Source organism: Sphingobacterium sp. Lzh-3 (assembly GCF_046764375.1).
Lineage (GTDB): Bacteria > Bacteroidota > Bacteroidia > Sphingobacteriales > Sphingobacteriaceae > Sphingobacterium.
In genome coordinates this window covers 3,033,331-3,052,894 of record NZ_CP177226.1, presented here as the reverse complement: position 1 = coordinate 3,052,894, position 19,564 = coordinate 3,033,331, and the positions used below count along the sequence as shown (strand labels likewise).

21 protein-coding genes and 1 tRNA gene are annotated in these 19,564 nt (G+C 39.4%); 12 read left to right on the top strand and 10 right to left on the bottom strand.

The genetic code is table 11. The annotated features are described in order from the left end of the window. Positions 1–37: 37 nt before the first annotated feature. Entirely contained in the window at positions 38–1,270 is a 1,233-nt protein-coding gene (locus ACLCDV_RS12720) for a transglutaminase-like domain-containing protein (protein ID WP_411973884.1), read from the bottom strand. A 396-nt stretch (positions 1,271–1,666) separates the two neighbouring features. On the opposite strand from ACLCDV_RS12720, the gene ACLCDV_RS12715 reads away from it, so the two are divergent. The 4 genes from ACLCDV_RS12715 (at position 1,667) to ACLCDV_RS12700 (ending at position 4,572) form a co-directional block, all read left to right on the top strand. Then, positions 1,667–2,257, top strand: a complete 591-nt coding sequence (locus tag ACLCDV_RS12715; protein ID WP_317666696.1) for a TetR/AcrR family transcriptional regulator — start codon at positions 1,667–1,669, stop codon at positions 2,255–2,257. A gap of 79 nt (positions 2,258–2,336) precedes the next feature. After that, positions 2,337–3,065, top strand: a complete 729-nt coding sequence (locus ACLCDV_RS12710; protein WP_411973883.1) for an SDR family NAD(P)-dependent oxidoreductase — start codon at positions 2,337–2,339, stop codon at positions 3,063–3,065. 182 nt (positions 3,066–3,247) lie between these two features. Beyond that, positions 3,248–3,835, top strand: a complete 588-nt coding sequence (locus ACLCDV_RS12705) for a Crp/Fnr family transcriptional regulator (RefSeq protein ID WP_411973882.1) — start codon at positions 3,248–3,250, stop codon at positions 3,833–3,835. A gap of 53 nt (positions 3,836–3,888) precedes the next feature. Then, positions 3,889–4,572, top strand: coding sequence for an MBL fold metallo-hydrolase (locus tag ACLCDV_RS12700; RefSeq protein WP_411973881.1), 684 nt, complete (start codon positions 3,889–3,891; stop codon positions 4,570–4,572). Between the two features lie 33 nt (positions 4,573–4,605). Here the strand turns inward: ACLCDV_RS12700 and dapB are convergent, their stop codons facing one another. Next, positions 4,606–5,406, bottom strand: a complete 801-nt coding sequence (gene dapB, locus ACLCDV_RS12695; RefSeq protein ID WP_333575113.1) for a 4-hydroxy-tetrahydrodipicolinate reductase — start codon at positions 5,404–5,406, stop codon at positions 4,606–4,608. Between the two features lie 22 nt (positions 5,407–5,428). Further along, positions 5,429–5,710 (bottom strand): hypothetical protein, encoded by a 282-nt coding sequence (locus ACLCDV_RS12690; RefSeq protein ID WP_317666701.1) that lies wholly within the window; start codon positions 5,708–5,710, stop codon positions 5,429–5,431. Positions 5,711–5,804: 94 nt separating this feature from the next. On the opposite strand from ACLCDV_RS12690, the gene ACLCDV_RS12685 reads away from it, so the two are divergent. Then, positions 5,805–6,662, top strand: a complete 858-nt coding sequence (locus ACLCDV_RS12685; protein ID WP_411973880.1) for a helix-turn-helix domain-containing protein — start codon at positions 5,805–5,807, stop codon at positions 6,660–6,662. 272 nt (positions 6,663–6,934) lie between these two features. Next, on the top strand, positions 6,935–7,963 hold the full coding sequence (locus tag ACLCDV_RS12680; RefSeq protein WP_411973879.1) for an Atu2307/SP_0267 family LLM class monooxygenase: 1,029 nt from the start codon (positions 6,935–6,937) through the stop codon (positions 7,961–7,963). Here the strand turns inward: ACLCDV_RS12680 and ACLCDV_RS12675 are convergent, their stop codons facing one another. Beyond that, positions 7,964–8,545 carry a Crp/Fnr family transcriptional regulator gene (locus ACLCDV_RS12675; RefSeq protein WP_333575110.1) on the bottom strand — a complete coding sequence of 194 codons (582 nt, stop codon included), beginning with the start codon at positions 8,543–8,545 and terminating at the stop codon, positions 7,964–7,966. It abuts the gene before it with no gap. 989 nt (positions 8,546–9,534) lie between these two features. On the opposite strand from ACLCDV_RS12675, the gene ACLCDV_RS12670 reads away from it, so the two are divergent. Further along, positions 9,535–10,248, top strand: coding sequence for a 2OG-Fe(II) oxygenase (locus ACLCDV_RS12670; RefSeq protein ID WP_317666705.1), 714 nt, complete (start codon positions 9,535–9,537; stop codon positions 10,246–10,248). A 209-nt stretch (positions 10,249–10,457) separates the two neighbouring features. Here the strand turns inward: ACLCDV_RS12670 and ACLCDV_RS12665 are convergent, their stop codons facing one another. Next, positions 10,458–11,081, bottom strand: a complete 624-nt coding sequence (locus ACLCDV_RS12665; RefSeq protein ID WP_411973878.1) for a hypothetical protein — start codon at positions 11,079–11,081, stop codon at positions 10,458–10,460. 16 nt (positions 11,082–11,097) lie between these two features. Further along, on the bottom strand, positions 11,098–11,772 hold the full coding sequence (locus ACLCDV_RS12660; protein ID WP_411973877.1) for a methylated-DNA--[protein]-cysteine S-methyltransferase: 675 nt from the start codon (positions 11,770–11,772) through the stop codon (positions 11,098–11,100). A gap of 466 nt (positions 11,773–12,238) precedes the next feature. On the opposite strand from ACLCDV_RS12660, the gene ACLCDV_RS12655 reads away from it, so the two are divergent. From ACLCDV_RS12655 to ACLCDV_RS12645, 3 genes are all read left to right on the top strand, one after another. Next, positions 12,239–13,543, top strand: a complete 1,305-nt coding sequence (locus tag ACLCDV_RS12655) for a spondin domain-containing protein (RefSeq protein ID WP_411973876.1) — start codon at positions 12,239–12,241, stop codon at positions 13,541–13,543. Between the two features lie 111 nt (positions 13,544–13,654). After that, positions 13,655–14,491 (top strand): helix-turn-helix domain-containing protein, encoded by an 837-nt coding sequence (locus tag ACLCDV_RS12650; protein ID WP_411973875.1) that lies wholly within the window; start codon positions 13,655–13,657, stop codon positions 14,489–14,491. Between the two features lie 14 nt (positions 14,492–14,505). After that, positions 14,506–15,141 (top strand): peroxiredoxin-like family protein, encoded by a 636-nt coding sequence (locus tag ACLCDV_RS12645; protein WP_411973874.1) that lies wholly within the window; start codon positions 14,506–14,508, stop codon positions 15,139–15,141. A gap of 236 nt (positions 15,142–15,377) precedes the next feature. On the opposite strand, the gene ACLCDV_RS12640 is transcribed toward ACLCDV_RS12645, so the two are convergent. Beyond that, positions 15,378–15,468 (bottom strand) — tRNA-Ser (locus tag ACLCDV_RS12640). Between the two features lie 219 nt (positions 15,469–15,687). Here ACLCDV_RS12640 and ACLCDV_RS12635 point away from each other — a divergent pair. After that, complete coding sequence (locus ACLCDV_RS12635) at positions 15,688–16,083, top strand: hypothetical protein (protein WP_333624305.1); 396 nt, start codon at positions 15,688–15,690, stop codon at positions 16,081–16,083. A gap of 35 nt (positions 16,084–16,118) precedes the next feature. Continuing rightward, the gene (locus tag ACLCDV_RS12630) at positions 16,119–16,670 is read left to right on the top strand and encodes a BON domain-containing protein (RefSeq protein ID WP_411973873.1); all 552 of its coding nucleotides are present in this window, start codon (positions 16,119–16,121) and stop codon (positions 16,668–16,670) included. 74 nt (positions 16,671–16,744) lie between these two features. Here the strand turns inward: ACLCDV_RS12630 and ACLCDV_RS12625 are convergent, their stop codons facing one another. The 3 genes from ACLCDV_RS12625 to ACLCDV_RS12615 all read right to left on the bottom strand — a co-directional run bounded on the left by ACLCDV_RS12625 (position 16,745) and on the right by ACLCDV_RS12615 (position 19,561). Further along, entirely contained in the window at positions 16,745–17,470 is a 726-nt protein-coding gene (locus ACLCDV_RS12625; protein WP_333575099.1) for a tRNA threonylcarbamoyladenosine dehydratase, read from the bottom strand. A gap of 77 nt (positions 17,471–17,547) precedes the next feature. After that, entirely contained in the window at positions 17,548–18,213 is a 666-nt protein-coding gene (locus ACLCDV_RS12620) for a TatD family hydrolase (protein WP_411973872.1), read from the bottom strand. Positions 18,214–18,274: 61 nt separating this feature from the next. Continuing rightward, positions 18,275–19,561, bottom strand: a complete 1,287-nt coding sequence (locus ACLCDV_RS12615; protein ID WP_411973871.1) for an anthranilate synthase component I family protein — start codon at positions 19,559–19,561, stop codon at positions 18,275–18,277. Positions 19,562–19,564 lie beyond the last annotated feature (3 nt).

Sequence of the window (19,564 nt, the reverse complement as noted above, 5' to 3'; positions counted from 1 at the left end):
TCCTGTGCTCCAATGCAAGAGCTAGAAATTCATGCTTTTATGGTGTAGCATTTCTTTCGGGGGATCTCCAGAAATAGGCAGGGTCGTGGGTAACAACATTGTTTTTTAAATATTTATTGTTGCTTGTATCCCATCCGCTTGGTATTAAAGAGATATACTGCAGAGCAGGGTCGGCAGGTCGATATCTACTCTCTGTGTTAAACTGGCTTCTATTTGTACACTGAATCCAATATAAATTCTTTGCCATATAGGAATCCAAATACCAAATTTTACTTACTTTAGACGCGGAGTTCAGCTTGAGTGGCTGGTTATTTCTTAAGTGCTCTCGGACTTCTTCTATGCTCAGTAAATTGTTTTTGTCGTCCATAACAAATGTACCATGGGAGGGATCCATCCACAACCATTTCTTTAATGTTTCAGAATAGACACTATTGATTACATGGCAGTCTGTATCTTTGTCATCCTTTGGCATACAGGTAACGTATCGGGATTTAAATCCCATGGCAAGATACATTTCATTTAAGGTCATGGCTTTATGCCGACAGTTGATTCCTTTTCCGCTGGCCTTATGGTAATTATAGAAATCAATTGCATCAAATTCACATAATGCCCAATTGCTGCCATCGTATTTAATAGTATTGGCAACAAACAACATGATATTACATAGTTTAGAAATCTCGTCGCCATGACCGGCGATGGAGTCCAGGTTGAAAAAATCCTTCACAGCCACTAAATTGCGATTACTTGCCGCCTGGTAGTCAAATATAGGCAAGGAAGCACTATTTTCTGACATGTATCCTCCCGACTGCTGTAATAAGGTCAATTTATCATATTGTTTCAATTGAGCCAATGCTTTCATAAATTCATTATCCTTACGGATGTGATCCAGTTCCGTATTATTTAAAGCAGTACGATAGTCGGTATATCCCCATAAAATTGCCTTGTCAAAACTCGCAATAGCGTCTTTTTTTTGATGAAGCATTGATTGTAAGCAAGCAAGATAGTAGTATACATTGGCGTTAATCTCGTGGATCGTTGACTGGAACTCTTGCCTTTCCTTTTCTGTTAGCTGTAAGCTGTCCATTTTGGTCGCAATGGCAGTTAGTGTTGCTGCTGCTTTTTGATAATCTTTCGCCGGATAATAGATCTTATACTCCTGTTCTAATTTTTTAAAGTCTGAAAGAAATTTATTCCATGTTGTCGAAGCCGTCTGTGCCGATGAACTGGCAACCAGCAATATAAACAGAAGAAGGCTAAATAGTGGTTTCATTGGAGGTTTTTAATTAAAGTAAATCCTAATTTTATTGAAATATGTAATCTCGTTATTGGTCATTTGTATCTATGCCTGATCTTGAGAAAATTTATTTTATGATTTTATAAGATCGATTTCTCTTGAAGACATTTATGGCGAGCAAAGTATTACATCCAGTCGTAAAATATTAGTTAACGTCCTTTTGAAGTACGATGATTTAAAGTCCGAACAAATTGGACTGAGGGGAGAAGAAACGGGATGGATTTCAACAAATGTGTACCCATTTTTTTTGACATATCATGAAATAAAAAAAAGCTTATAATCAGCCTCTTACATACAAATATACTAAATAGTATATTTTATTTGTTTTTAAAATATACTATTTAGTATATTTGTGATATAAATTAGAAAGCGATGCTAACAAAAGCGGAAAAAACAAAACAATTTATCTTAGAAACAGCGAGTCCGCTTTATAATGAAAAGGGAATTTCAGGTGTAAGTATTGATGATGTTTTGGAAGCGACTAAATTGACCAAGGGCTGTATATATGGACATTTTAGTGGGAAGGAAGATTTATCAGAACAGGTCGTTGAATATTCAATAAACAAAATGACCGAGAAAGTAGCGGGTGTCGTTTCGAAGGGTAAAACTGCAAAGGAGAAAGTATTTTTATATCTGGACTTTTACAGTAATCCGATTGACACTCCTATTGCTGGAGGCTGTCCTATTTTTAATACCGCCGTAGAAGCAGATGATAATTTCCCCGCCATTAAACAGAAGGTCGCTGCAGTTGTAAATGCATCTTTAGGCGGGATTTCAACTATATTGAAAAAAGGTATTGCTGATGGGGAATTTTCGAATCAACTCAATGTGGATGTTTTTGCTTTTAAAATATTGTCTGCTGTTGAAGGGGCTCTCGTTCTTAGTCGGACAATAGGTTCAACTAAACTGATGCTCCAACTTATTCAGGATCTTAAAAAAGACTTGGAACACTATACACTGTAATTTTTTTTAAAGTAAAATAGACTAAAAAGTATATTTTATAAAGAATAACCTTAAAAAAATAGCATATAAATCATTCAAAATGAAAACAACAGGAAATACAATATTTATTAGCGGAGGAAGCGCCGGAATCGGATTGGCTATTGCTAAAAAATTAAACGCGGCTGGAAATAGAATTATAATTAATGGTCGCAATGAAGAGCGCCTTCAAAAAGCTTTAATAGCGCTTAAAGATGCTGTTGCGATTCAGGGTGATCTGTCTGTAGAAGCAGATCGCATCCGTATCGCAGAAGAATTGAAATCGAACTATGCGGATGTTAATCTGATTATCAACAATGCGGGCGCCGCCTTCGGTTACTTACTGAGCGAAACCACTAATGCGCACGAAAAAGCATTGATCGAAATGAATACTAATTATTTTGCAATTATTCATTTTACGGAATTGATGCTTCCCCATTTATTGACGAAAGAGAATGCAGCGGTGGTCAATGTTTCCTCGATCGCCGTATATGGAAGTCATCGATTTTTACCTACCTATGGTGCTACGAAGGCCGCATTGCATAGCTATACAACAGCGTTGAGACAAACCTATGAAGGAAAGAAAAATCTACAGATCTATGAAGTGTATCCACCATTGGTAAATACTGAATTTTCAGCTGAAATAGGTGGAGCAGCTGGCATCCCTCCAAGCGAAGTGGCCGATGAACTACTCGTTGGTTTGGAGAATAATCTATTCGATATCCCAGTAGGTGATTCGAAGATTTATGCAAATGCTATTGGAGAAGCTATGTCAAAACTGGCGCATGCTTAAATGTAAATAAACCAATCGTTATCCGTTGGCTGTTAAGGATTGGTTTATACCTAGGATCCCATCAATTAAGTTCTAAATCATCTTGCCCTAACATGACCAAAGGGAAAGGACTGTTTAAATAAATTGGTAGTGGATAGCAGAAGAGCTCAAGTAAGACAACAAACTGAAATTAAAAACGCGATATGACTGAATCATTATTAAATCATTTTGCTGCAACGGGATTATTGGCGGTAGACGAAATAAACTTTTCCCTGGCATTTTTTAAACCGATCAACTTAAAAAAAGGTGATTTTTTTCTTCGTGAAGGTGATACTTGCCGCCATATTGGGTTTATTGTACATGGTGGGGTAAAAGCATACGCGACGGACGAAGAAGGAAACGAAAATATAACTTGTTTTAAATTTGAAAATGAATTTGCCACCTCCTTCTCTGAATTTGTGGCACAGGAAAAATCCAGAAGGAATATCAGAACGATCGAAGACAGCGTGATCTATCAGATAAACTATCCAGACTATCACTATCTCCTCGATCAGGTGACTGCCTGGAACGGAGTCATAAGGGTGCTGATGGAACAGGAGTATAAGCAAAAGGAGAGCTATTTGCTGAACTACAACAACAGATCGGCTATCGGTAAATATCGTCAGGTACTGTCGAATGAACCGAGTTTGGTTGGACGAGTAGCGACACAAGATCTGGCATCGTATCTGGGTATCACCCAGCGGTCGCTTACGCGAGCTAAAGGACAAATCTATCGGCCCAGCACATTATAGGACAAATGTCCTTATTCGTTCCTGACTGGCAATGTAGATTTGTATAAAAAAATATGCTACATCACATTGCTCCAGAGGTGGTTCAGATTTCGCTGATGCCACGAAATAGTATTAATTGCTACATCATCGAAGGTGTATTGGTAGACGCCGGAATACGGAGTTCATATAACACTGTACGAAAAGCACTCGAAGAAATACCTGTTTATCAACATGTCCTTACGCATGCGCATGCCGATCACCAGGGCTGCAGCGATCAGATATGCGAAGCGTTCTCGATACCCTTGCTTTGCCATCCCGATGAAGTTTGCCGGACCGAAACAGGCATGGTGACAAAGGACTATCCATCACCGCAACATTGGATTGCCAAGCTCCAACAAAAGTACTGGGCAGGGCAGGGGCACCGGGTCGATCAAACCGTCGTTGAAAATGACTTTGTGGGAAACTTTCGTGTCATTGAGACACCCGGACACTCAGCTGGCCATATTTCCCTATTCCGTGAACATGATGGAATACTTATTGCCGGCGATGCGGCGATAAATATGAGCCTACTCACAACAGCAACAGGTCTACGACTTCCCCCAAATATATTTACCTCCGATCGACAGCGCAATATCGAGTCGCTCCAAAAGCTAGCAAAGCTGAATCCTGCTATTATCTGCTTCGGCCACGGTCCCGTTATGCGCAATAGTGATCGGAAGTTTGAGCAATTTGTGGCGAAATGCAGTGCGCTTAGTTAACGACAGAACACCTAGTACTCAAGAATGAAGAATTTAAAAATTCATCACTGTATCCAGTCCTCGCTTGAGACCTTTAAACGTGTTTATTTTTTCCAGGGCGATAAAAATTCCTTTTAAATAGGGGGCGGCACCACTTCCCGCCTCATGTTTTATTGTTAGTCTTTCATCTTCCATACCAAAAATTGTTTCTACGCCGAGAACATGGCCCGGAAGACGAACAGCATGTACCTGTATTCCATTTATTGACCCACCTCTGGCCTCTTTAACGCCAATGGTTTCCTCAATGGGAACATCCAAAATCGGCTTTTGGATTTTTGAAAGGCGATAAGCTAGCTCTGCAACAGTTCCACTGGGTGCATCAACTTTCTTTTCTGACGCATAATCAATAATCTCAAAATGGTTGATATATTTTGCTGCGGTTTCCGAGAACCTTTGCAATAACACTGCAGTAATGGAAAAATTGCCTGCTGCTAGTACCGACACATTTTTTTCGTCTGCCAATGAAGCTATCTTTTCATACTCCTTGTCGGAAAGTCCGGACGTACCGACAACGATATTCTTTCCCTTATTAATAGCCGCTAAAATATTGTGCAATGCAATTTTTGGCGATGTGAAATCAATTAAGGTATCGAACTCGACAGTTTCGAGCGCCTTTCCAATAGTATCAAATAATGGAATCGCCGAATGATCAATTCCTAAAATAGATGCTAAATCAGCGCCTGCATTGGATCGGGATAGCCCACCTACCAAGGTATAATCCGCACTAGATAGTATCGCTTTGCTTAATTCTTTACCGACCCATCCGGTGGCTCCTGCAATTAAAACTCTATTCATAATAAATCTGTTTTTGTTTATTCTACTTCAAATATTGCCTGATGGTTATCCTTGTTGCTTCCTTTACCTGTTCTTCCGTTACATCTACACCAATTTTTCCTGGATTAATCAATTTACCCTCTTTTAGCGCATATTGATTGATAAAAACTAAGTTGCCACTTCTTACAAACGGCTGATAATTTCCTGCAGGTGCTGGTACTCCGGGCAAGGATATCTGTTTTTCTTTTAACAGCTGGGCGATATCGTTTGTTTCCACCCCAGGTCCTTTGATAGCTCTTGTCCTAAAAGGACCACGCAAAGCCATCGTTACTTTACCAAAGTATTTTTCTTGTATACCGTGTTATTGATGATTTCACAAAATTATCCATTGTTTTTTTATTAAGTTTGCCAATAAATACATGCAAAACGACAAGATTAAATGTGGCCTGACCGAAAGTAAGCGGGGAGAGTACGCAGATTCCAGTCATTCGGGTGCCTATGTGTGGTATGAGAAAAATTGGAGGCATGATGATTATGAACATGTGCACCAGCGCGGTCAGCTTAGTTTTGTAGCTGAAGGCTATCAATATTTTTATATCGAGAACAGGATATACTTGGTCCCCCAAAATCATGTCATCTGGATTCCCTCAAATATTAGGCATAGATCGCATTCCGAAGCCGAAAACATTGACCTCATGGTGGTGCTATATAAGGATGTGCCTGAATTGGAATTTTTCAAATCCATACATGTCTTTGCGGTCCCTTCAGTATTAAGGGAAATGCTATGGTATGCCTCCAAGTGGAGTCAGAACCTTGAAGAAAATAGGGAGCAGTTTTATTTTTTGCAGGCTATTTTAAACAGTTTACCAAATTTTTGTTCCGAAAATCATAATCTTCAGATACCTGTCCCATCAAATGAAAAGTTGATCCCCATCTGTGAGGAAATCAATAATAACTTTAAATACGCAATAGATATTGAAAATTTGGCACGAAAAGCACTTATGTCTGCCAGAAGTCTTCAACGTATTTTTAAAGCGGAGACGGGCATTACTGTTCAAAAATATCATCAACTTATACGAATACTAAAAAGTATCGAAATGATTGAACAGAAAAAGTATACACTGACCGAAATTGCCTATAAGGTCGGTTATAAGAGCCTTTCGGCATTTACATCTTCCTATCAATCCATTATGAAGACTGGACCCAGTGATGTAAAAAAAACGATGCTTGCAAAATCATCGTTTGCGAATTCAATAGGTGAGGCATCTGATTTTTAAAAAACTACCCAAAGGAAAAGGCAAGAAGAATCTTTTCAAGTTTGGTGCGAATCAAATGCCGAAAAGTGAGAGTTTGATGGAAGCAATTTCAAAAAAAACTTAAAGTGGCGGATCTGGACCTGGAAAGGACCATTAAATCTTGCTTCACCATAAAAATGGGCTAATGCAGAAGGTCGTCTTTCTTGATTTAGATCATCGTTTCACGCTTCAGAAAAATGGAAATTTGATTAGCTTTTCAATAATGGGAAGTCTATCAGATTAAATCAGTAATTATGGAAATAGGAATAGATAGCTTTATAGCTACCGGTGCATATAATGGCGGATTGAGTTCAGAAGAGAATATGACAGCCATGGAAGCCCTGCTGTCAAAGATAGCATTTGCAGATCAGGCCGGACTGCATGTCTTCGGGCTAGGAGAACATCATAGGAAAGAATTTCTAGATGAATCTCCGGCAGTAATATTGGCAGCAGCGGCAGCCAGAACTCAACAGATTCGTCTGACGAGTGCGGTTACTGTACTGAGTGCCGCAGATCCGGTAAGGGTATTTCAGGAATATGCAACATTGGATATCATTTCGAAAGGGCGGGCGGAGATTGTAGCCGGAAGAGGATCATTTATTGATGCTTTTCCTTTATTTGGATTCAATACGCAGGACTACGGTGCACTTTTCGAAGAAAAAATCAAATTGCTTCTTGAAATACGAGATAATGAAACTGTAAGCTGGAAAGGGAAATTCCGGGCAGAGTTGAAACAACAGGCGATATATCCGCGTCCGGTGCAAGAGCAGCTACCTGTATGGATAGGTGTAGGAGGAACGCCACAGTCTTTTATACGTGCCGGAATACTGGGGCTCCCACTGATGGTCGCTGTTATCGGTGGTGAAACCCATCGCTTTCGTCCATTGATAGATTTATATTATGAGGCCGGAGAAAAAGCCGGACATCCACGGGAGAAGCTTAAAGTTGGGCTACATTCACTCGGTTTTGTGGCAGACACAACAGCTAAAGCTAAGAATCTTTATTTTCCGGGTTATCAGGAAATGATGGGAAAAATCGGGAAGGAGAGAGGCTGGTCTACGCCGACACGGGAAATGTTTGAAGCCCAGGCAGAGCCGACTGGCGCATATGTTATTGGCAACCCCGAAGAAGTTGCAGAAAAGATAGTGCGCCATAGTGAAGCATTGGGTGGTATATCGAGATTTACATTTCAGATGGATAATCCAGGGTTGAGCAAAGAGGATATATTCAGAGCGATTGAATTAATAGGGACAAAAGTAATTCCGCTTGTCAATCAATCCTGATTATTTTTTGATTGCCCGGGACCTGATTCTGCTCAGTGTTTCCTGGGTAATACCCAAGTATGACGCAATGAGGTGCTGTGGAAATCGTTGTGTAAATTCAGGGTAGCTATCAATAAGCATATTATAGCGTTCTTCAGCGGTCATACTAAGAGCAGCATTGATTCTTTTTTGGCTTGCATAAGAATAATTTTCATCCAATTGACGTGTAAGTTCATTCATGATTGGAAGGGAAAATACCTCTTCTGCAGCTTTCTTTGTCAAGATAAGCAAATCAGTATCTTGACAAGCTTCAATATTGAAGGCTGAGGGTTTGAGTTTAGCAAAACTCTCCCGATCACCTACCCACCAACCTTCAATATAAAGGCTCATGATGTGCTCGGCGCCTTTAACGTCTATACTGTATTTCTTCATGGCACCTTTGACAAGAAAGCCCATGTAATTACTTACGTCACCTTCCTGCAAAAATGCCTGACGCTTCTTGATCTTACGGGGAACAAAATTATTTTTCAGGATCCCAATTTCATCTGAAGCTAAGGGTCTGGATACCCGCGAATTGATATAGTTGATTAAAGTATCGTACATGAGTCGTTGTTTTACCTGACGTAAAAGTAAATATACTCAAAATATGACTCCTGCAATTTCTTAAATATTACTATTCCACTTTTTTAACTAGGTATGCAATTTGTACTAAACCTGATGGATAATTCAGTTGTTAATAGATAGTATACAATCTTTAAAATTTGACATGCATTCAGTTATTTTTCACATGCGTTATAGCATACATTTACTCTATTATTGATGTGTGTTATGTGCATGTATAAATAGCCTTGACTGATTTCTTTATACATGTCTTACTTTTACAATAACTTAATAGGATAATTATCATGAGAGAACTTAATAGCATAATTATCATGAGAGCGATCGTTACCGAACCTGAATAGTAAATTCATTTTCGATAGAGCGTTCTGAAAAATGTATTCCGGATACCTCTTTCACAAGACTTAGCTATCATCGTTTCCTCTTGGTAGAAAGCGGAACTGGGACACTTACCATTGATAAAAAAATCCTCAATGCATCATCGTTGATAGCTAGTAAGTTAACCTTATTTGATGTCTAATTCTTAATTACTACAGCAAAACTATAATCTGTCTCAGGAAGACATTGTGTTTTGTCGCAAGACATGAATGATATATGTTTCTAGCGATGGAATTTAAGTTTTTTTGTAAAGGGATTTCATTAAAATTATGAAAACTACTAGATCATCTTGAAGTCTAAAATTAATCCGTCTAGATTTTAAATAACTCTTGTGTTTCGTTGTTTCTGCAATATAGATAATTTATTCATTATAAAATGAATAAATATTCCTGGAGACAGAACCTGTTCTTTTTATAAGCCTGATCATCTGTTGTCTCCGCACCAACAATACAATACAATACAATACAATACAATACAATACAATACAATACAATACAATACAATACATCAATTGAAGGCCTACTGATAAAATAGCAAATTTCGGATTTTATAGCCCAGCTTCTAACACTAATTTTGCCATTCTAGAAATCATTATTATGGACAATATGGAAACACGGTTAACGGCTAAAGATTGGCCGTCTATCACAAAGGAATTACACGCTAAGGGGTTTGTTACTGTTCGGGATGTACTGAATGAAAAGGAATGTAATGCGCTTATTGCTGAATATAATGCAAACGGCACCTACCGTAAAACAATCAACATGGAGCGTTATCGTTTTGGTCAGGGTGAATATAAATACTTCCAATATCCATTGCCCGAATTGATTACAACTATGCGGGAAAAGGTATACGCTGAAATAGTTCCTGTTGCCAACCGGTGGATGCAGGAGCTGAACATCGACAAGAAGTTTCCTGCAACACATAAGGCAATGAAAAAACTTTGCAAGGAACATGGACAGGAAAAACCGACAGTACTTATCCTAAAATATACAGAAGGTGGCTTTAATACGCTGCATCAGGATTTATATGGCGAGGTGTTTTTTCCGATGCAGGTGGTCCTCGTGCTTGGTCAGGCTGATAAAGATTATACAGGTGGCGAATTTGTAATAACGGAACAGATGCCACGGGCACAATCCAAAGCAAACGTATTAAAACCGAATCGTGGTGACATGATTATCTTTACCACAAACTTTCGTCCGGTAAAAGGAGTAAAAGGCTACTATAGGGTAAACATGAAACATGGTGTCAGCCCACTTCATGGTGGAAACAGACATAGCCTCGGTATTATATTTCATGATGGCCTTAGTTAACCGTTTAGGATACCATGTCATTAACACATAGTGGCTATTCAAAAGTTGGTACGCCAAGAAAACTCCCGCATTAATTCAGCTTCATCATTAGAAGGAGACGCTAGACCAATTTCACAGCTATCATTATCAAAGTAAGTATTTAAAATACCAAAAACATACTGACTAAATAGGTTGGGTGTAGTTACTTCTTCTTCTGCTATTGTATATTTTCACTTCTCGACACTTTTGTCAATATGCAATTGATATCCTGCTCGAACTGTTTCTACAATGGAGCGAGGTGTCAATATTTCAACGGTTTGATCAGGGATAGCTAGAATGGAATGATCATAACCATATGGTGTCCAATGATAAAGTCTTCCTTTCCAAAGAAGATAAAAGCCATCATTACTATTTATAAATAAGCCATCAGGGAGACTTTTGATCTGTTCAGGGTAAGTTACTTTCAGGCCTTTGGGACTAATGCGTTCAGCGTGAATAATAGCATCAATTTCCTTGATTGGCGTTTTCATATCAAACCCAAATTGCGGGTTACCTTTTATCCAATACTCCTTAAACCGCATATGGTCTCTGTATCTGCATTGAAAACAAGGTCTATGTCCAGCAGAAAATGCCGTTGCTTCATCAAGAAAGAAAAGCTCGGTCCAACGGTCAGGCTGCATAATTTCCCTATGCCTACCTTTAAATTCAAGCATACAGATAATCCATGCTTTAATATTGTAGGGCTTTACTATTTCTTTTTGTTCATTATGTACCACACCGCGATTGCCAAGCCAGCTACCACGTGCTGTGGTTTTGATGAAAGAACCCTCCGGAGAGATTCGGTTTTGTAACATAATAAATAGCAATAAATTATATTTTCACAACAGGGTTTTCTTCAATTTCCCATCTCAGTATTCTTTCTTTCACTTCTGTACCCCAAAAGTACCCTTTGAAACCACCATCGGTATGAATTACCCTATGGCAGGGCAACAGATAACTAATAGGATTGCTTCCAACAGCTGTGCCTGTAGCTTGGGCATTCTTATTTGATCCGCCAATTTGTCCGTAGCTTGTAAACCCTCCAAGCGGAATATGGCTCAGTCTTTCCCAGATTTCGAGTTGAAATTTGGTTCCCTTTACATGTAATTGAAGGGGTAACTCCAGATGAGGACTACTCATCAATTGTATTGCAGCTCCATGAAACCGAGAGCCACCTTCTATTAGCGGATTTTGGGGTAACCTCCGCTTAAGGTCATCAAGTGCTGAAATGCGACTACTAAAATCAAAACCCAAGTAACAAATTCCTTTTGAGGTACTTGCGAGCATTATTTCGCCAAATAGAGAATCAGCTCGTTCGTAGACAATGGTTTCATTCTCATCGTCAAGAATCCAGGGCTCGAATTTAATATGGCCTGCTTTAGTTAGTTGGGTACTTTTCAGTAAATGACGCATTTGTTTTTTATCCCGGACATTCATTTTATTACTTTCTGGAAACATACTCGTCTGGACGAAAGATTGAGCAGAATTGATTGTTCTATTTTTCATATTCCATATTCTTTTATGTATCAAAGTTACATTGACAATTCGTGTTTTTCAATCCGAATCTTGCTATAAATATGAAAAATAAACTCATTCAAGAGCGCAAGATTAAGTATCATCTTCCACGACGCTAAATCATAATAACGATTTACAGGAATGTAAACGACCTTTCATCGTATCTGTATATCGAAAATCGTTTCACCCCGCCTTGTTTACTCTTCCTAAAACTCCGGTATCAGCTTTTTCGCTATGTCGGAACTAAAATACCAGTTCAATTTGGCGTGGCAGAAATTGCAATAATGAATGTTAAAAGTTGACATCCTTCGTCATTACCTCATTCAAGTATCCATTTGGTCGTTACAGGAATAATTCGCAGTGATTCGGGAAATCTGGACAAGCCTTCGGGAAATGACGATATTTCCCGAAGCTACTGTTAAAGCTAATTTTGTTTTGAATCTTAAATAAAAAAATTATGAGCACAATCAAAAAAATACGAAAGACAGCATCATACGCATTTTTGTGTGCGGGGAGCATTGCGCTGCTTGCTTCCTGCAACAATGATGATATGATCGCAGAAACGAGGACCAATACAATTACTATTGAAAATGTATTGGATGCAAAACCATTAGTAGAATCGGGTACTTTTATGGGAAAAGGCACACCGCCAGTAATCTTTCCAGGGCAGTCCATTAGCATAGAGTTTTATGCTGCAGCAGGGCAGGCGCTTTCTTTCGCGACAATGTATGGATGGAGCAACGACCTTTTTTTCGCTCCCGAAAATCCGGGCATAAACCTATATAGCTCAGATGGAACTCCGCTAACGGGAGATGTGTCTACCCAGATCAAATTATGGGATAACGGAACACGGATAAACCAATCACCGGGCATGCAGGTGACGCATCCCGGAGCCGCTGAGCTTGCTCCCAATAATATATCGGAAATAAACGGAAAAGATGCCCAAGGAAATAGTTACCTACCTGCATCTCAGTTGATGAAGGCAACGCTTGCTTATCAGGGCGATTCCCGGTTTAAGCTCACAATTGAAAATAAGAGTGGGGGTACTCCCAATGAAACTCCCTTCAGTCCGGGAGTGTGGACCGTTTCTTATGCCCCAGGGGGAGATATACTTGACAAAATGCCGATTTATACCAAAGGCCAGCATGCAGCAAATGGGCTTACGAATATTGCCGAGATGGGCGACAATACGGTGATGGACAGGTACCTCCATGGAATGACCGGAATTTTTACGCCACTTTCGCCGGTGCTTGTCGTTGTTTACAAGGGTGATGAAAACCCTTTCTATAAGACAGGAGAGAAAGACCGCAGCGAGGGCCTCAGTAATCTGGCACAGACGGGCAATGCGGATATACTGGCGTCAAAGCTAGCGACCAAACCTGGTGTTAAAAAAGTTTATGTACTGAAACAATCAACAAGTACTGTTCTACTTCCCAGAATTGGCAATGCTGAAGGAGGGAAGGTCATGCAGCAACTGGATATTGAAAAGGGGGATAGAATTGCGATTGCTACCATGTATGGGTTGAGTAATGACTGGTTCTATGCTACGAAAGGTAATGGAATCGATGCCACAAGAAAGGGCGATGTGTCGGATGAATTGTCGCTGTATGACAATGGAACAAAAAAGGACCAATATCCTGGCGCGAATATACGGATCGATCTTTCGGGCATGCCCCTTGGGGAGAGTGAGCCTATCCAGGAGGTGCCTAATCCAAACGTATTTTCGACTTTGCCACAGATTGTAAAAGTTACACTCAACTAAGATACTAAAGGGGCAGGTTTCTTCTTGGTGGGTTAACCTGCTCATTTGTTGCTTAAACCTGTTTAATTCTTTGCTAAATTTATAGTACTGGATACTTTCAAAAGAAAAAGGATGAAATTAGAATATAAAAACGAAAAGACCAATGGAACATTCGTCGTTGGTAATGATAAATCTATACTTACCCATGCCGGAATTTTACGTGACAGCACAATAAACTCCATTGTATTTAATTTTCAGGAAGACCAGCTCGCATTTATCGATGAAGTACAATATACCTTTCCAAGAAACACGGTGCTCCCGTTGATGGCCAACCAGAATTTCAGGTTTGAACATCCTGAACAATTGATCGCCTGGCAGTTCAACCGGGAATTTTATTGTATCGTTGACCACGATGCTGAGGTAGGATGTGTCGGCTTTCTATTTTACGGCATCTGCAATCCCATGTTTATCGACCTCTCCCAACAAGATATTGATGATGTACAATTAACGGTGCAATTCTGCGAAACGGATATGCTGGTAAAGGATAGGATGCAGAACGAGATGCTGCGTACTTTGCTCAAGCGAATTATCATTAGTGTCACCCGTCTGGCTAGGAAACAGACCTCCGACAATGTATTACTCACCGATGAAAAATTGGATCTTATACGCAAATTCAACCTGCTTTTGGAGTGTAATTTCAAAACTGAACATGAAGTCCGTTTTTATGCAGGAGAACTCAATAAATCACCTAAGACGCTTGCCAATGTCTTTTCTTTATTGAAATTTCCATCACCCTCCAGTCTGATACAAAAAAGGATTATGCTGGAAGCCAAACGTTACCTCAATTATACGGATAAATCAGCCAAAGAAATTGCTTATCATCTGGGGTTTACCAGTCCGGCACATTTCAGCCGTTTTTTTAAGTTACATTCACGAAATACAATTTCTGCTTTTAGAAATAAACATTAAAAATATCAATAGCGATGAGAAAAATAATCAGCTTAGTGCTCGCTGCATTCTGTTTTATGATTAATGTGGGCCATGCACAACAAGATATAGCTCTATCACAAGATATTCCGGAAATGGCAGTAGATATCAGTCCACTGCTGATCGGCGAATTATTCCCTTTCCAGGATTTAAAAGACGTCAATGGGCAGATCGTTAACATGGGGACGATAATTTCCCAAAAACCCACCATATTGGTGTTTTATCGGGGGGGATGGTGTCCGTATTGCAACCTCCAGCTCTCGGGTCTGCAGGAAATCGAAAAAGAACTGCTCGAATTGGGTTATCAGGTTGTAGCGGTAAGTACCGACAAACCTGAGAATCTCCAAACAAGTATTGATAAAGGACATTTATCATATACATTACTTTCAGATGCCGATTTATCGTTGGGAAAGAAAATAGGTATTGTATTCAGGGCACCAACAGCTTATCATAAATTTTTGCCAGAAACCAGTGGTGGAAAAAACACGGATATGTTACTTCCCGTTCCGTCGGTATTTATCCTCGACAAGACAGGCAAAATAAAATTTGAATATATTGAACCAAACTTTAAGGAACGGATCAGTCCTAAGTTACTTCAGGCAGTTGCAGGTGCGCTTTACGAGTCGCTTTAAAATAGTGAACTTCCTGAGCACATTTTGTGTATAAATGTTTATTACTTAACGGGCGCTTAAGGAGTCAAAAAGGTGTTTCTGAAAGGCCCCTAGCGTAATACATAATAGCTATTATTCGCCTGAGGTTCCTATTTTTTTGTATTCCAAAGGACCTAATTTGTTTATGGCTGATAATACGCATAGTGCTAAAAACAAAAATGCCACGAATAGCGATTATTCGTGGCAACTGTATCATTTGGCGGAAAGGGAGGGATTCGAACCCTCGATACAGTCATCCCGTATACAGTCTTTCCAGGACTGCTCATTCGACCACTCTGACACCTTTCCGTGTTTCAGTGCACAAATGTAGCAATTTTTTAATTTATTGCAACCTTATTCGTGTTATTTACCATCGGATTTGTTATATTCTATTGAGACTAAGCGTATTGTTTTTATTTTTTAATGAATAAAACTTATTCCTTATTTTTCGGAATGACAAATAATTTTTTCGACATAAAAAGAGAGGTACTCAACATAGGACTACAACGTACACAAGAACGTATCACAATGATAGAATCTGCTTTGGAAACAGCAAGAGATTCAAGTAATGATGATACTAAAAGTAGTGCTGGAGACAAGTATGAAACTTCACGTGAAATGATTCAACAAGATATCAATCGCTATCAGAAGCAACTCCTGGAGGCGAATAAAGATCTACAACAATTGATCAATATTGAATCTGTAATACAGGATGTAACAGATGTCGCTAGATTAGGAACGCTTGTTCAAACTAATGTAGGTCTATATTTAGTTGCGACAAGTATCGGAGTTGTAAAAATAGGGGCCAATAATATTTTCGTCATTTCGCCCGCATCTCCAATAGGGCAATTACTCATTGGGAGAAAAAATGGTGATAGTTTTATTTTTAACAATGTTAATCAGAAAGTTATTGCAATCTACTAGGTGATGAAAATACCGAAAAAATAAACAATATGCCAATGTATCTGTTCTTATTAAGTACAGAAACGAAGAATGACATGAAATTGAATAATTTACTTTTAATCTTCTTACTTGGTGCTTTACTGTTTATTCACTCTTGTAGATCGCCCGAATCGGACGAAAAACTAAGATCAAAAATCGAGGCAGCGTTGCAAACTACTGCAGGCATCGAAGTGGATGTCGAGGAAGGGAATGTAACGTTGGATGGACAGATAGGTTCGGATTCGCTCAAGCAGGATATAGAAAACAGAACAAAATTAGCGGGGGGAGAGGGTATCAAATCCATTCACAACAATATCATTGTAAATCTTCCCGAACCAGAAGATGCCCGTGAAAAATATCATGAAATTATGGGCGGCGCGATAGATTCTACCTTAACAAGAGATGTCAATCTTGTTCTGGAAGATTTTCCAACCATTACGGCGCAGGTGAAGGAAGGAATTATAATTGCGACAGGTAATCTTGAAAAATCAAAAATCGATACACTAAAGAAAAGATTAGAGCATATCAAGCCCAAAGGCATTGATATGAAAGGTGTCACCAGTCGCTAAACAAAGAAAAGAAGCTATCCATCGATTGACGGGTAGCTTCTTTCATTTGTTCATATGTTTATTTAATACCTAAGTTAAGCATTTTCTATTAGATCTCGTATAGCAACAGAAGCTATTGCCCCACCAAAGGCTGCTGGTAGATAGGACATGGTACCATAAGCAGACTTTTTAAAGTTACTCCCGTCAGTATACAATAATGAATCCTTGTTTGGAAGTTCAGTTGAAAATGCCACTTTTACTCCATCACGTATACCATGTTTACGCAATTTCTTACGGATATGCTGGGCCAACTTACAATTATAAGATTTACCGATATCAGCAATTTTTATTTTCGTAGGATCCACTTTGCCACCGGCGCCCATTGAGCTGACAAATGGTATTTTGGCTTCTAATGCTCTCCGAATAAAAAATAGTTTCGGTGTAATACTATCAATAGCTTCGACACAATAATCTGGCGCTAAATCTAGCAATGCTGGTATTTTCTCCGGAATGATAAAATCTTGTATGACTGTTAAATCCAACTCGGGATTAATCGCCATTAATCTCTCTCGCATGATCTCAGCTTTTGCTTCACCATGATTGGTTGCCAGGGCAGGAAGTTGTCTATTGCGGTTGGACGGATCTACAGTGTCTCCATCGATAATTGTCATTTTTCCAACACCTGCTCGGCATATAAATTCCGCCGCAAATGAACCGACACCACCTAATCCCAAAATCATTACATGCGAATTTGCTAATTTTTCAACCGCCGCTCTACCGATCAATGCTTCGGTACGTGACAGCCAACTTAAATCTTTCATTTATTCAATTTTGTTTTTATATTATCCTGAAACCTTCATATCTGCCATTCAACGTAAATAACCAAATTATGGCAGGCTCATTTACGAAATACATTCTTATAATTTTGGTATAAAGTCTGTTTCAACTCTTCCAGTTCGATCGATCTGAGCTGGGCCACGTAGCGATATAGCGTAGCGATGTCTGCAGTCGCATCTGTATCTGTCTCTAGAAATAAATACTCGAGTGATATATGTTGTAAAAGTTCGTCTTGACTTCCGTTTAAACAATGTTTTCCTATGGAAAGATAATAACCTCGATCTATTAACTGTTGAGCCAAGGTCCAGTTCTTACGATATCCATGAAAAACAACTGCTCCGCTAAAATTTGCTTTTTTCAAACAACCGACAATCTCCTGAAAAGCACGCACACAATGAATAATTAGAGGTTTCTGGTATCTTTGAGCCAGGCGAATCTGTTGATCAAATACAGGCTCTTGATCGGCAATGGGAGTGGCTATATTTTTGTCCATACCACATTCACCTATAGCTAAAACCTGACTCAGCGCTAATGCATCCACCATGAGTCCCAAATCATGTTCAGTATTCTCATTGATATACCACGGGTGCAAACCTACTGAACAATCCGCTTCTGTGATTGTCTCCGAATGATTCAACGCAACATTCTTAATAGAAAGGATTGCGTGCGCATCGACCGGATAATTCCGGTGCGTATGTAGATCGATATAGGGAATCTGTGCTTTCAACGAGACAAAGGTCGAAAAAATACTTGAAGCAAAAAATATTCTCTACAAAATTAGTATAGTTTTATTGTGCTAGAGTGGCATTTAAGGCTTCAAGGATCGCGGATGCCTTCAAAAGGCATTCTTGATACTCCTGATCGGCGGACGCCTGATTGGTAACTGCTCCACCTGTATGAAAGGAAAGGTATCTTTTTTGCTTATTGTAAAGCAATGAACGGATAACGACGTTAAAATCGAATTCATCGTGTATGGTGTCAAAGTAACCGATAGATCCTGCATAGATACCTCTCTTTCGAGCTTCAAGCTGATCGCAAATTTGCATAGCTGCAATTTTGGGAGCACCTGTCATCGAACCTGCAGGAAAGGTATTTCTAAATACATCCACATTGGCGACTTTTGGGTTTTGCATGCAGGTAATAGTTGAAATCATTTGATGCACTTGTTCGAAGGATTGAATCTCAAAAAGGCGAGTAGCCTCAACCGTTCCGGGAAGTGCACTTCGTGTCAAATCATTACGAACCAAATCAACGATCATCACATTTTCGGCGATCTCTTTTTTTGACCTCAACATATCAGCTATAATCTGTTGATCCTCCGTTGGATTTGTCCCCCTTTTGGCCGTTCCCTTAATCGGCTGAGAAATCAACTTTCCATGCCTTTTCGCTAAAAATCGCTCTGGAGAAGCACTCATGATAAAATGATGTTCTACCTTGAAAAATGAACTAAAAGGAGTGGGGGATATGGCATTTAATCGATGATAAACTTCGACAGGGGAGATATCAGCGTTTTCAGCAAAAAACTCCTGACAAAGGTTCACTTCATAGATGTCTCCACGGTGAATATGTGCCTGTACATTTTCAAAAGCTTTGGCATATTCACTCTTTGTCCAACGCGACTTTACCTGTACAGAAATTGGGGTTATCACAGGAATCTGAGTATCCGAAATGGCCTGATAGATTTTAACAGGATCCTCGGCTTCTATAAGCACTTGATCCGCCGTCCATCGGAGCGTAATTGCGGGGACAAAGAAGTAGGCTTCTGGAAATTCGAGCTGGTCCGTACCTGTTGTCTGTAATTCTTCTATCTCATTCTTAAGGTCGTAAGATAGAAATCCGGGAATAAACTGAGATTGATGTAATTTCAAAAAAGCATCAAGCTGGTCAAATACATTTTCATTTGCACGGAAAGAAAATAATGCCTTGACAGCCAATATCTGTTCAAATTTGCCCCATTGATCGGACATCCCATTACTATTAAAGAAAGAAATTTCATCAAATTGCCCCGACCAGTGCAGGGCTTTTTGATGAAATTTATCTTTAGAATCGAGAAGATCAAAACTTTCGATCCGCATAGT

Excerpts from the sequence above, each read along its gene's own strand:
- ACLCDV_RS12720 (WP_411973884.1), bottom strand. The coding sequence starts at position 1,270 with ATGAAACCACTATTTAGCCTTCTTCTGTTTATATTGCTGGTTGCCAGT.
- ACLCDV_RS12715 (WP_317666696.1), top strand. The coding sequence starts at position 1,667 with ATGCTAACAAAAGCGGAAAAAACAAAACAATTTATCTTAGAAACAGCG.
- ACLCDV_RS12710 (WP_411973883.1), top strand. The coding sequence starts at position 2,337 with ATGAAAACAACAGGAAATACAATATTTATTAGCGGAGGAAGCGCCGGA.
- ACLCDV_RS12705 (WP_411973882.1), top strand. The coding sequence starts at position 3,248 with ATGACTGAATCATTATTAAATCATTTTGCTGCAACGGGATTATTGGCG.
- ACLCDV_RS12700 (WP_411973881.1), top strand. The coding sequence starts at position 3,889 with ATGCTACATCACATTGCTCCAGAGGTGGTTCAGATTTCGCTGATGCCA.
- dapB (WP_333575113.1), bottom strand. The coding sequence starts at position 5,406 with ATGAATAGAGTTTTAATTGCAGGAGCCACCGGATGGGTCGGTAAAGAA.
- ACLCDV_RS12690 (WP_317666701.1), bottom strand. The coding sequence starts at position 5,710 with ATGGCTTTGCGTGGTCCTTTTAGGACAAGAGCTATCAAAGGACCTGGG.
- ACLCDV_RS12685 (WP_411973880.1), top strand. The coding sequence starts at position 5,805 with ATGCAAAACGACAAGATTAAATGTGGCCTGACCGAAAGTAAGCGGGGA.
- ACLCDV_RS12680 (WP_411973879.1), top strand. The coding sequence starts at position 6,935 with ATGGAAATAGGAATAGATAGCTTTATAGCTACCGGTGCATATAATGGC.
- ACLCDV_RS12675 (WP_333575110.1), bottom strand. The coding sequence starts at position 8,545 with ATGTACGATACTTTAATCAACTATATCAATTCGCGGGTATCCAGACCC.
- ACLCDV_RS12670 (WP_317666705.1), top strand. The coding sequence starts at position 9,535 with ATGGACAATATGGAAACACGGTTAACGGCTAAAGATTGGCCGTCTATC.
- ACLCDV_RS12665 (WP_411973878.1), bottom strand. The coding sequence starts at position 11,081 with ATGTTACAAAACCGAATCTCTCCGGAGGGTTCTTTCATCAAAACCACA.
- ACLCDV_RS12660 (WP_411973877.1), bottom strand. The coding sequence starts at position 11,772 with ATGAAAAATAGAACAATCAATTCTGCTCAATCTTTCGTCCAGACGAGT.
- ACLCDV_RS12655 (WP_411973876.1), top strand. The coding sequence starts at position 12,239 with ATGAGCACAATCAAAAAAATACGAAAGACAGCATCATACGCATTTTTG.
- ACLCDV_RS12650 (WP_411973875.1), top strand. The coding sequence starts at position 13,655 with ATGAAATTAGAATATAAAAACGAAAAGACCAATGGAACATTCGTCGTT.
- ACLCDV_RS12645 (WP_411973874.1), top strand. The coding sequence starts at position 14,506 with ATGAGAAAAATAATCAGCTTAGTGCTCGCTGCATTCTGTTTTATGATT.
- ACLCDV_RS12635 (WP_333624305.1), top strand. The coding sequence starts at position 15,688 with ATGATAGAATCTGCTTTGGAAACAGCAAGAGATTCAAGTAATGATGAT.
- ACLCDV_RS12630 (WP_411973873.1), top strand. The coding sequence starts at position 16,119 with ATGTATCTGTTCTTATTAAGTACAGAAACGAAGAATGACATGAAATTG.
- ACLCDV_RS12625 (WP_333575099.1), bottom strand. The coding sequence starts at position 17,470 with ATGAAAGATTTAAGTTGGCTGTCACGTACCGAAGCATTGATCGGTAGA.
- ACLCDV_RS12615 (WP_411973871.1), bottom strand. The coding sequence starts at position 19,561 with ATGCGGATCGAAAGTTTTGATCTTCTCGATTCTAAAGATAAATTTCAT.